The sequence below is a fragment of the Yoonia sp. genome (genome assembly GCF_017854565.1).
Lineage (GTDB): Bacteria > Pseudomonadota > Alphaproteobacteria > Rhodobacterales > Rhodobacteraceae > Yoonia.
This window is the reverse complement of record NZ_JAFMHJ010000063.1, coordinates 1-10,778: the sequence shown is the minus strand read 5'-3', so window position 1 is coordinate 10,778 and position 10,778 is coordinate 1. Positions and strand designations below refer to the sequence as shown.

The following is a 10,778-nucleotide window of genomic DNA, read 5'->3' as shown; positions in this document are numbered from 1 at the left end:
GAACGCGCGCAGAAGCCGATGCTGCGTTGGCCGTTTTCTCCGAAAAGTATGGCGTCAAATACCCAAAAGGTGTTGCCTGCCTGACAAAGGACAAAGAGGCGATGCTGGCATTCTTCGACTTCCCAGCTGAGCATTGGGGCCATCTGCGCACCTCGAACCCGATTGAAAGCGTGTTTGCCACTGTTCGGCACCGAACGGTGAGGACCAAAGGGGCGCTGTCACAAAAGACCGCAAAACTGATGGTCTTCACCCTCATTCAGGCAGCATCGAAAAAATGGCTGCGCCTCAAGGGCAGAAATCAGTTGCCAAAGGTTATCGAAGGAATCAAGTTCACAGACGGTATCGAACACACAAACGATACCGAAAACCGCGCCGCCTGATGATGCGCGTCACCCAAATTCAAGCATAGCTCGATGGGTTTGCAGGCCAACCCGGATCCTCCGTTTGAAGACAGAAGCTTCCGGCTTACCAACCCGCAGCGACCAGCACCTAACCAAGAAATCAATCAGCCCCATGGGGCTACCCTCCAGACGGGCATGCCCGTCCTCCGTTCAGCCCCACCGGCCAAGGTGGTTGTCGCTCAACACGTGCAGTTCCGCCCGCAGATAGCTTTCGGCGTTGTTTACAGGGGCAGCTAGGTCGCGCACGATACTGCCTTTGGTGGCCAAGGTGATGGCGTTTTTGCATGGGCTTCGCCAGCGGCGCATGCCGTAAACATTCGCAGTGTCGAAAAGGTAATGCCGTGGTCGATGGCCGCATCAAGGCACCGGTGTCGGTGTCGCCAAAGAAGCCTGCCAAGCTCATGCAGCCCAGGCCGATGGCGGATCCATCAGGGGCATTCGCGCCAAGTTTGCGGGTTTTTACCTGGTTCCATTTGAGGCGAACGCGGCGTGTAGGGCGATGTCGACCATATCGCCGAAGGACCGTTCGCGGTCTTGTGCCGGCAGGGCCTCTTGGGTGACGAGGTGATCGCTGACGGTGAGGACGGCCAAGGCGCGGCGGCCATAGCGGGCGGCGAGGATGTAAAGCTCGGCCGCTTCCATTTCGACGCCTAGGATACCGTGGCGCATCATCTGTTCATTCAGATCGGGGCGTTCATCGTAAAAGACATCCGATGAATAGATGCCGCCGACGTGGGTTGGCACGCCTTTTTCGATCGCGGCCTTATGGGCCGCGGCGAGCAGGCCGTAGTCCGCGCAGGGGGCGAAATTCAGTTCTTTGAAAATGCCGCGCGAGGGGGTGGACAGCGTCGACGCGGTCATCGCAAGGATCACGTCGAGGATACGGACGTGGTCCTGCATCCCGCCACAAGAGCCGATGCGGATCAATGTTTGCGCATCGTAGTCTTTGATCAGCTCATTGGCGTAGATCGACAAGGATGGCATGCCCATGCCCGACCCTTGGATCGTGACGGGGTGGCCATGCCATGTGCCGGTGAACCCCAGCATGCCGCGCACGTCATTGATACAGCGGGCATTTTCAAGAAACATCTCGGCTGCCCATTTGGCGCGGTATGGGTCGCCGGGCATCAAAACGGTTGGCGCGATATCGCCTTTGGCGGCACCGATATGGGTTGTCATCTGGGGGGGGCCCTTTCTGTTTGCGGCAATCCTAGGTGCGCAATTGCGAAAGGTAGAGGGGGAAATTGCGTTGGGGGGCAATAGCGCAGGGTGCCGCCAGCGGGCAGTTGGCACCCCGCGCTATTTTATTCATATTTCCATCGCGTCAGGGGTTGTGCCAGATGTAATGGCTGTTTTGAACCATTCAGGCTGGCGACCCTTGCCGGTCCATGTCTGTTCGGGGTTTGACGGGTTGCGATACTTTGGAGGGGAGGCCGTTTTGGGGCCGCTTTTCACTTTGCGTGTTTTTGCGACAGATGGTTCGCTGCTCGTTATTTCGGCCAAAGAAAAGCCATGGGCTGCTGCAGCCTTTTCAGCGGCGGCGATGGCCATTTTCTTTTCGCGCCCAGCGATTTTTTCAAGCGCCTTTTCCACATCGGCTTTCAGCTTTTCAAGCTCTTTACGAGCCATTGATTTAAGATCAGGTTTCATAGATATCTCCAATTAAACTGAATGGTCGTAGCATGGCTGAGACCATAACACATCGTTAATTCAATCAATACTGTACAAAAGTAAATACCATGCGAAGCCCTGCTATTCGGCTGCCACGGATCGCGGATCGACGAGGGCCACTATATCACCCATGATTTTGTTCAATTCAAAGTCCTTCGGCGTATATACTTTCGCGACACCCATTGCGCGTAATGCGGCGGCGTCATCTTCGGGAATGATCCCGCCTGCAATGACGGGAATGTCGCCAAGACCTGCGTTTTTCAATTTCGTCATGACGTCGCGCACCAACGGAATATGAGAGCCCGAAAGAATTGACAGGCCAATGACGTGCGCTTGTTCCTCGCGGGCGGCCTGAACAATTTCGTCTGGAGTCAGCCGGATACCTTCGTAGGTGATATCCATGCCGCAATCGCGGGCGCGGGCCGCAATTTGTTCAGCGCCGTTCGAATGGCCGTCCAGGCCGGGTTTGCCAACCAGGAACTTGAGCCGCCGACCCAAGGAATGACTAACCAAATCAACCTGTTCGCGTAGGTGATCCAGCCCTTCCGTCCGGTTTGACGGGTTGCGGCTGACCCCGGTTGGCCCCCGATATTGCCCAAAGACCGCGCGGATCACATCCGCCCACTCGCCCGTTGTGACACCGGCACGGGCGCATAGAATTGATGGCGGCATGATGTTGCGGCCATCGTTTGCGGCGGCGCGCAAGGCGGTCAGTGCGACCTGTACGGCGGTATTGTCCCGGTCTGTTTTCCACGCCTGTAGGCGTTGCAATTGATCGGCTTCTGCGCGCGGATCTGCGACCATAATGGCGTCGTCCCCAGCGGTCAGCGGTGACGGTTCCCCGGCCTGCCATTTATTGACACCCACGACAGTTGTATTGCCCGTTTCAATCCCGGCAATGCGGGCGGCATTGCTTTCGACCAACCGCGATTTCATATAGGCAATGGCGCCGACCGCACCGCCCATGCCATCAATTTGCGCCAATTCGGCACGCGCGCCATCCTTGAGAGAGGCGACTTTCCGCTCAATCGCGGGATTTCCGTCAAAAAGATCGTCGAATTCCAGCAAGTCGGTTTCATAGGCCAGAATTTGCTGCATGCGCAGTGACCATTGTTGATCCCATGGCCGGGGCAGGCCAAGCGCTTCGTTCCAGGCGGGCAATTGTACGGCGCGGGCGCGGGCGTTTTTGGAAAGGGTCACGGCCAGTGTTTCCAACAAAATGCGGTAGACGTTGTTTTCGGGTTGCTGTTCGGTCAGCCCGAGCGAATTGACCTGCACGCCGTAGCGGAAGCGGCGGTATTTCGCATCTTCGACGCCATAACGGGTCGCGCAGATTTCATCCCATAATTCGACAAAAGCGCGCATTTTGCACAGCTCTGTTACAAAGCGAATACCGGCATTCACAAAGAATGAAATACGCCCCACCATCGCGGGAAAATGTTCGGCGGGGACTTTGTTCTTCAAATCATCAAGAACGGCCGTGGCGGTGGCAAGAGCGAAGGCCAATTCTTCCTCTGGTGTCGCCCCGGCTTCCTGAAGGTGATACGAGCAGACATTCATCGGGTTCCATTTCGGCAAATGTTCGCGGGTATAGGCGGCCACATCGGTGATCATCCGCAATGATGGTTCAGGCGGGCAGATGTAGGTCCCGCGCGACAGGTATTCTTTGATGATGTCGTTTTGCACGGTGCCTTGCAGCGCGCTGATATCGGCGCCTTGTTCTTCGGCCACGGCAATATACAGCGACAGCAGCCAAGGCGCGGTTGCATTGATCGTCATGGATGTATTCATTTGGTCGAGCGGGATATCGGCGAATAGCGCGCGCATGTCCCCCAGATGGCTGACGGGCACGCCGACTTTGCCGACCTCGCCTTTTGCCAGTAGATGGTCGCTGTCATAACCCGTTTGCGTCGGCAGATCGAAGGCAACGGACAGGCCGGTCTGCCCCTTTGCCAGATTGCCCCGATAGAGCGCATTGGACGCCGTGGCGGTCGAGTGCCCTGCATAGGTGCGAAACAGCCATGGGCGGTCTTTCTGCGTCTGCGACATTGCGGCGTTCCTTTGGCTCTGGGCGTAATTAAATTACACTATAAGCCCGATTATCGGACATTTTGTGGCGCTGTCAATTCGCTGCGTTGCGGCATGACGGGATTTACCGCGGCCGCATTCCCTGTCACGGTCTGACAATGACGCAAACCGTTTCGCTGCCGCTGTGGGTCTTTGTGCTGATCATCCTGTTTGCGGGCGTAACTTTTGCGTCGCATTTCCTGTTTCCCTCGGTCCGCTGGTTTTTCCGCAAACGGGCCGAGCGGGTGATCGCCCGATTGAACGAGCGCCTGCAACGTCCGATCGAGCCGTTCAAGCTGGCCCGGCGATACGACATGATCCAACGGCTGATCTATGACCCCGAAGTCACACAAGCGATTGTCGATCATGCGCAGTCCGAAGGTATCCCCGAGAACGTCGCGTTTGAGCAGGCCGGTCGGTATGCTCGCGAAATTGTGCCATCATTCTCGGCGACTGCGTATTTCAGTGTCGGGATCCGTCTGGCGCGTTGGCTGTCCAAATCGCTTTACCGCATCAAGCTGGGCACCTTTGATCGCAATCGGCTAGAGCATATCGACCCGAATGCGACGGTGATTTTCGTGATCAACCACCGCAGCAATATGGATTATGTGCTGGTGACCTATCTGGCGTCGAATGCTGGTGCATTGTCTTATGCGGTTGGGGAATGGGCGCGGGTGTGGCCGCTGTCGACCGTGATCCGCGCGATGGGGGCGTATTTCATCCGGCGCAAGTCGCGCGGTGCGTTATATCGCAGGGTTCTGGCACGCTACGTACAGATGGCGACACGCGGCGGCGTCAGTCAGGCGGTGTTCCCAGAGGGCGGCCTTAGCCTGACCGGTAAGACGGCGCCGCCGAAGCTGGGCTTGCTGAATTATGTCATCGAGGATTTCGACCCCGCCAAGCGTGATATCATTTTTGTGCCCGTCGCGCTGAACTATGATCGGGTGCTGGAAGACACGTTTCTGATTGCTGCGGATAAATCCGGCACGCGGCGTTTTCGCCCGCCGTTCCGGACGGTTTTGCAAGGTGTTGCCGGTCACTTGTGGCAGCGCGTGACTGGGCGGTTCAAAGGGTTTGGCGTCGCCTCGGTCAGTTTCGGCGAGCCGCTTGAGTTATCGGCTTTTGCGGCAAAGACGCAGGGTGATCTGACGCAGGCGGTTGCCGCAGAGCTGATGCAACGGGTTGCGGATGTGATCCCGGTGCTGGGTGTTCCATTGGTCGCGCGGCACCTTTTGGCCGATGGGCCGATGAAAGTGGCCGCGTTGGAGTCCGCTGTTGCCAGCTCGATCACGGTCTGTGCAGCGCGCAAATTGCCCCGGCCCAAGCGACCGGTCAGTGCCGTCGTGCAGGACGCGCTGGGGCGCTTGGCGGCCCGTGACCTGATCAGCGAATTCCCCCAAGGGATCGCGGTAACGGAAGAAGGCCGGGATGTGTTGGCGTATTATGCCAATACCATTGCGCATCATTTTGCTGCGCCCGCAGAGAAAACGGGCGAAAATTCTGCAGCCGCAAAGTAATTAAATTACCAAAAAATGAGCCATGGGGTTGCATAGTTACTCTGTGATCCGATATTGGTAGCGAAAGCCTGTCGATTCTGCGGCGCGGCAAAAATGCTATCCAAGCGATGGAGACAACGATGGCCCTTGATCAGATTGACCCCGTGGCAACCGATGCTGCACCGCAAAAAGACCTGTATGATGTGGGCGAGATGCCCCCGATGGGTTATGTGCCTGCGCAGATGCATGCATGGACCATCCGCCGCGAGCGGCACGGCGAGCCCGAAACGGCATTTCAAGTCGAGGTGGTCGATTGCCCCACACCTGACAGCAACGAGGTTCTTGTTCTCGTGATGGCAGCTGGCGTGAATTATAACGGGATCTGGGCGGGGCTTGGTATTCCGCTCAGCCCTTTCGATATTCACAAGGCCGATTACCATATCGCCGGTTCTGATGCCGCTGGCATAGTCTGGGCGGTCGGCAGTAAGGTCAAACGCTGGAAAGTCGGCGATGAGGTGGTGATCCACTGCAATCAGGACGACGGCGACGATGAAGAATGCAATGGTGGCGACCCGATGCTATCGGAAAGTCAGCGCATTTGGGGGTATGAAACCCCGGACGGATCCTTTGCGCAGTTTACCTGCGTGCAAAGCCAACAGTTGATGCCGCGGCCACAACATCTGACCTGGGAGGAGAGCGCGTGCTATACACTTACCTTGGCTACCGCTTATCGGATGTTGTTTGGCCACCATCCGCATGAGCTCAAGCCTGGCCAGAATGTCCTTGTCTGGGGCGCATCTGGTGGCTTGGGCTCGTATGCGATCCAGCTGATCAATACGGCGGGCGCCAATGCGATCGGGGTGATTTCCGAAGAAGACAAGCGGGAGTTTGTCATGTCGCTGGGCGCGAAGGGCGTCATCAATCGCAAGGATTTCAATTGCTGGGGGCAGATGCCCACAGTGAATACGCCCGCATATAAGGAATGGTTCACAGAAACTCGGAAATTCGGCAAGGCGATCTGGGAAATCACCGGCAAGGGAAACAACGTCGATATGGTGTTTGAACATCCCGGCGAGGCGACGTTCCCAGTCTCTACGTTCGTGTGCAAGCGCGGCGGTATGGTGGTGATTTGTGCGGGCACGACAGGGTATAATCTGACGTTCGACGTGCGCTATATGTGGATGCATCAAAAGCGGTTGCAAGGTAGCCATTTTGCGAATCTCAAGCAAGCGAGTGCCGCAAATAATCTGATGGTTGAACGGCGGTTGGACCCCTGCATGTCCGAAGTGTTCGGCTGGAATGATATCCCCGCAGCCCATACCAAGATGCGCCGGAATGAACACAAGCCGGGCAATATGGCGGTGCTGGTTCAGGCCCCCACAGCCGGGTTGCGCACGTTCGAGGATACGCTGGAAGCGGCGCGCATATTATAACATATTGTAATATAATAATAAAAGGCGCAGGTACCACCACCTGCGCCTTTCGTTCGTTGAGCGGCGCGATCAGTCGTGAATCTGTGTCTGTCTACCCGCTATTTATGGGGGATATGAACCTGTGAGTAAATTTTTCATAGTTAAGGTGCTACCATGAGTTGTTAACGTTTTGTTAATCATTAACGGAAAGACTAGTATATGGGACATGAGTGGATCATCGACGTTCTTGCGGACTTGAAATCCTTTGCGAAAAAAAATGACTTGCCGCTGTTGACCGCTCAACTGGAGGATACGGCGCTGGTTGCAACCGCCGAGATCGCGGCGGTGAGCAAAAGTCCGGGTCTACTGACGCGAGGAGACTGTGCTGGAACTCGACACATTTTTGCAAGCGCTGGAACAGGCCGACGCGCTTGATCAAATCCAGACTCTGATCTTAGGTCTTCGAGATCGCTTTGAGATTGATCATGTGGTTTATCATTGGGTCAGTGCAGATGGTGAGCAGTATGGTTTTGGCACCTACGACCCCGCATGGGCACAGCGTTATGTCGAACGTGATTATCTGCGGGTTGATCCCGTTGTCATTGGTTGTTTTCAGCGATTTGATCCGGTCGACTGGAAGAAATTAGACTGGACGTCGCGGGCCGCGCGCGCGTTTCGTGCCGACGCAATTGCCCATGGCATCGGCAATCAGGGGTTTTCGATCCCGATTCGTGGCCCCAACGGCCAGCTCGCGCTGCTTACGGCGTCACATTCCACCGATGACATCACATGGGATACGTTTATGAAGTCCCATCAACGTGACTGGATATTGATCGCGCATTACCTGAACCAGAAGGCGTTGCAGCTGGAAAAGGGGCGAACGCCCGAACCGATACGGGCGCTGTCGCCGCGCGAAACCGATGCTTTGACGTATCTTGCGATGGGTTACAGCCGCGGGCAGGTGGCCGATCTGTTAAATATCTCAGAGCATACGCTGCGCGCCTACATCGAAAGCGCCCGTTTGAAGCTGGGCGCGTTGAATACACCCCATGCCGTGGCACGTGCGACGAGCGAAGGGTTGATCGTTGTCGGAGGTGCCGCGCGCGCTGCGACAGGCGGTTGGCCCGGGCGCACGACATCGGATAAAACGGCCAAGCCCGTGGCTGCCCCGTGGGTCACACCAAACCATTAACCTAGCGGACGTGCCATTCACGGTTGAACGCGCCGCACCGTCTACCCTGTTGCCAATTGGGAATTGTGCAAGGGCAGGACAGGATGCTTCGCTATATCTATGGAAGTGAATTGGCGCGGTATCCACTTTTGGAGGGTACCATGTTTCGTGACCGGGCGGTCCAATTCGCAGACCGCATGAAATGGGAGGTCAGTGTGGATGAAAATGGCTGGGAGCGTGACGAATACGATGCGCTCGACCCGCTTTATGTCATTTGGGTCAATCCTGATGGCGGCCATGGCGGATCAATGCGGTTTCTGCCCACGACCGAACGTACCATGGTGCGCGAACACTTTGCCACCCTATTGAATGGCGCGGATATTCGCAGCCCGTTTATTTGGGAATGCACGCGGTTTTGCCTGGGTCAAAAGTCAACGCCCCGCGTGGCTGCCGCGTTGATGTTGGCGGGCGGTGAGTTGATGCGGGCGTTTTCGCTGACGCAGTTGCTGGGCGTCTTTGATCCCCGCATGGTCCGTATCTATGCGATGATCGGTGCCTCGCCCGAGGTACTGGGCAGTATGGGGGTGGGGCGCGACAAGATCAGTGTCGGTCTTTGGCCGTTTCGCCCGCATGACCGGCTGAGGGTGTTGCGCCGGGCGGGGCTGTCTTCGGAAATCTCTGAACATTGGTTCGACAGATCTTTTGGGCACGCGGTACAAGAGATACGAAAGGCCGCCTAATCCACTGGTCGTGCCGTGACGGTCCGGATACTGTCGCGGCATGAACGCACCCATGATTACATTTTCTGACGATCAGGCCGAAGCCTGGGATAATATCGCGGTCGCATTGCGGCAGGCCGGTGTTGATCTGGACGACAGCCTGCTGCAGCCGCCGCAAAGTGATGCCCGTTCGGTGATGGCCGTGATCGGCAAGGCGGGGTCGGGCAAGACCATGCTGCTGGCGCGCCTGTACAAGGCGTTGGATGAGGCCGGCGTCGACGTCATTTCCGGGGATTGGGAGGGACGCAAGCGCAAGGATCGGCGCACCCTGGCAATTTTGGCGCCGACGAACAAGGCCGCCAGCGTGCTGCGCAATCATGGCGTACCCGCGACCACCATTCACCGAATCCTTTATACCCCGGTGTACGATCCCGAATACGAGCGGGTCGCTGAATGGCTTGCCGGGCAGGGCGATCGACCTGACATCGAAGGGCTTTCCGATGTGGCGCTGGACCGGGCCTTTGCGTCATATCAGATCAATACATCGGTGCCCGCTGCATTGGCGGCTGCCGGTCTGCGGGGCAGTGACTTTATCACCGGCTGGAAGCGTCGGGAAGAGGCGCTCGACATCGGTTTGGTCGACGAAAGTTCGATGCTGGACGCAAAGCAGTTCGAGGATCTGCAAGAGATATTTCCGACGTTGCTGTTGTTTGGCGACCCCGCGCAGTTGCCCCCGGTTCAATCCAGTGGGGGTATGGTGTTTGAAACCCTGCCTGAAAATCGTGTTCTGACCCTGAACCGGATCCATCGGCAAGACGCGGACAATCCGATCCTTGATCTCGCGCATGCGTTGGCTGATCCGCAGCTGGATTTCCACACATTTGAGCGGATGGTCGAAGACGCCGCAAAAACCGATGAGCGTGTGGTTATGGCGCAGCGCGTGGAGGCGGATTTGATGGCCCGTTCGCCCTGCCTGGTGTGGCGCAACGCGACCCGGATTCGTCTGATCCATGCCTTTCGCGCGGCGTTTGACGCGCCCGTCGATGAATTGCTGGCGGGTGAGCCGCTGATTTGTGACGGGATCGAGCTGCCTTTGAAGCACCGCAAGAAGCGGCTTGATCTGGAGGCGCGCGGGCTGATCAAAGGTGCGCAGGTTATTTACCTCGGCCCTGGCCGCAAGCCGGGCTTTTCGCGGTTGCATGTTCTGGGCGCAGAGGACCCGCAGGTAAGCGCGGCCAGCATCGTGAAGATTGAACAGGAAGGCGATGCGGAACCCTTTATTCCGTTTGCCGCACGCATGGGTGCCACGTTTCTGCACGGAGCCGCCGTGACGATCCACAAGGCGCAAGGGTCGCAATGGGACACCGTGCAGGTCTTTGCGCCGGATATTTATGCCGCGTCGCGCATGGGCCGCGTCGAGGCGGGCCAGCCATTATGGAAACGGCTGGCCTATGTGGCGATTACACGGGCGGAAACGCAACTGCGTTGGGTCGTGCGCAATCGGCTGGCGCGGCCGCAGGGCGTTTTGCGCGTCGATGACCTTGAAGTGCCCGCAACCCCCCTGACGCTAAGGAGCGAAGAGATATGAAAAGCATCATTGTTACCGGAGCGAGCAGCGGCATTGGTCGTGTGACCGCTGAATATTTCCTTGGGCAAGGGTGGCGCGTTGGCCTGATCGCGCGCCGCGCCCATCTGTTGGCACAGATCGACCATGAAAACGTGATCGCACTGCCTTGCGATGTTACGGACGAGGCCGCCGTTGATGCGGCCTTTGCGCAATTTGGTCATCTGGATGTGCTGTTCAACAATGCCGGCATGTTCGGGCCGCAAACGACGATTGA

At 57.3% G+C, this 10,778-nt stretch carries 11 protein-coding genes; 7 read left to right on the top strand and 4 right to left on the bottom strand.

All coding sequences use genetic code 11. The features are described 5' to 3' along the window. Positions 1 to 380: transposase (locus tag QZ196_RS16080; RefSeq protein WP_296428001.1), on the top strand; the 380-nt coding region annotated here is incomplete at its 5' end. Positions 381 to 551: 171 nt separating this feature from the next. On the opposite strand, the gene QZ196_RS16075 is transcribed toward QZ196_RS16080, so the two are convergent. From QZ196_RS16075 to QZ196_RS16060, 4 genes are all read right to left on the bottom strand, one after another. Then, positions 552 to 707, bottom strand: a complete 156-nt coding sequence (locus QZ196_RS16075) for a hypothetical protein (RefSeq protein ID WP_296428246.1) — start codon at positions 705 to 707, stop codon at positions 552 to 554. 153 nt (positions 708 to 860) lie between these two features. Further along, positions 861 to 1,580 carry a purine-nucleoside phosphorylase gene (gene deoD, locus QZ196_RS16070; protein WP_296428244.1) on the bottom strand — a complete coding sequence of 240 codons (720 nt, stop codon included), beginning with the start codon at positions 1,578 to 1,580 and terminating at the stop codon, positions 861 to 863. Between the two features lie 129 nt (positions 1,581 to 1,709). Then, positions 1,710 to 2,051, bottom strand: coding sequence for an H-NS histone family protein (locus tag QZ196_RS16065; RefSeq protein WP_296428241.1), 342 nt, complete (start codon positions 2,049 to 2,051; stop codon positions 1,710 to 1,712). Between the two features lie 102 nt (positions 2,052 to 2,153). Beyond that, positions 2,154 to 4,121, bottom strand: a complete 1,968-nt coding sequence (locus QZ196_RS16060; protein ID WP_296428240.1) for a protein meaA — start codon at positions 4,119 to 4,121, stop codon at positions 2,154 to 2,156. Between the two features lie 137 nt (positions 4,122 to 4,258). Here QZ196_RS16060 and QZ196_RS16055 point away from each other — a divergent pair, with 137 nt between their 5' ends. The 6 genes from QZ196_RS16055 to QZ196_RS16030 form a co-directional block, all read left to right on the top strand. Then, positions 4,259 to 5,656 (top strand): 1-acyl-sn-glycerol-3-phosphate acyltransferase, encoded by a 1,398-nt coding sequence (locus QZ196_RS16055; protein WP_296428239.1) that lies wholly within the window; start codon positions 4,259 to 4,261, stop codon positions 5,654 to 5,656. A gap of 119 nt (positions 5,657 to 5,775) precedes the next feature. Continuing rightward, positions 5,776 to 7,068 (top strand): crotonyl-CoA carboxylase/reductase, encoded by a 1,293-nt coding sequence (gene ccrA / locus QZ196_RS16050; RefSeq protein ID WP_296428238.1) that lies wholly within the window; start codon positions 5,776 to 5,778, stop codon positions 7,066 to 7,068. A 361-nt stretch (positions 7,069 to 7,429) separates the two neighbouring features. Continuing rightward, entirely contained in the window at positions 7,430 to 8,239 is an 810-nt protein-coding gene (locus QZ196_RS16045) for a LuxR family transcriptional regulator (RefSeq protein WP_296428237.1), read from the top strand. Between the two features lie 83 nt (positions 8,240 to 8,322). Beyond that, the gene (locus QZ196_RS16040) at positions 8,323 to 8,958 is read left to right on the top strand and encodes an acyl-homoserine-lactone synthase (RefSeq protein WP_296428236.1); all 636 of its coding nucleotides are present in this window, start codon (positions 8,323 to 8,325) and stop codon (positions 8,956 to 8,958) included. A 40-nt stretch (positions 8,959 to 8,998) separates the two neighbouring features. Beyond that, on the top strand, positions 8,999 to 10,525 hold the full coding sequence (locus QZ196_RS16035) for an AAA family ATPase (protein ID WP_296428234.1): 1,527 nt from the start codon (positions 8,999 to 9,001) through the stop codon (positions 10,523 to 10,525). Beyond that, a partial coding sequence (locus QZ196_RS16030) for an SDR family NAD(P)-dependent oxidoreductase (RefSeq protein WP_296428232.1) occupies positions 10,522 to 10,778 on the top strand: 257 nt, incomplete at its 3' end. The genes QZ196_RS16035 and QZ196_RS16030, both read left to right, overlap by 4 nt.

What these genes read in the sequence shown, in the direction of transcription:
- QZ196_RS16075 (WP_296428246.1), bottom strand. Translation starts at nt 707, where the DNA reads ATGCGCCGCTGGCGAAGCCCATGCAAAAACGCCATCACCTTGGCCACC.
- deoD (WP_296428244.1), bottom strand. Translation starts at nt 1,580, where the DNA reads ATGACAACCCATATCGGTGCCGCCAAAGGCGATATCGCGCCAACCGTT.
- QZ196_RS16065 (WP_296428241.1), bottom strand. Translation starts at nt 2,051, where the DNA reads ATGAAACCTGATCTTAAATCAATGGCTCGTAAAGAGCTTGAAAAGCTG.
- QZ196_RS16060 (WP_296428240.1), bottom strand. Translation starts at nt 4,121, where the DNA reads ATGTCGCAGACGCAGAAAGACCGCCCATGGCTGTTTCGCACCTATGCA.
- QZ196_RS16055 (WP_296428239.1), top strand. Translation starts at nt 4,259, where the DNA reads ATGACGCAAACCGTTTCGCTGCCGCTGTGGGTCTTTGTGCTGATCATC.
- ccrA (WP_296428238.1), top strand. Translation starts at nt 5,776, where the DNA reads ATGGCCCTTGATCAGATTGACCCCGTGGCAACCGATGCTGCACCGCAA.
- QZ196_RS16040 (WP_296428236.1), top strand. Translation starts at nt 8,323, where the DNA reads ATGCTTCGCTATATCTATGGAAGTGAATTGGCGCGGTATCCACTTTTG.
- QZ196_RS16035 (WP_296428234.1), top strand. Translation starts at nt 8,999, where the DNA reads ATGAACGCACCCATGATTACATTTTCTGACGATCAGGCCGAAGCCTGG.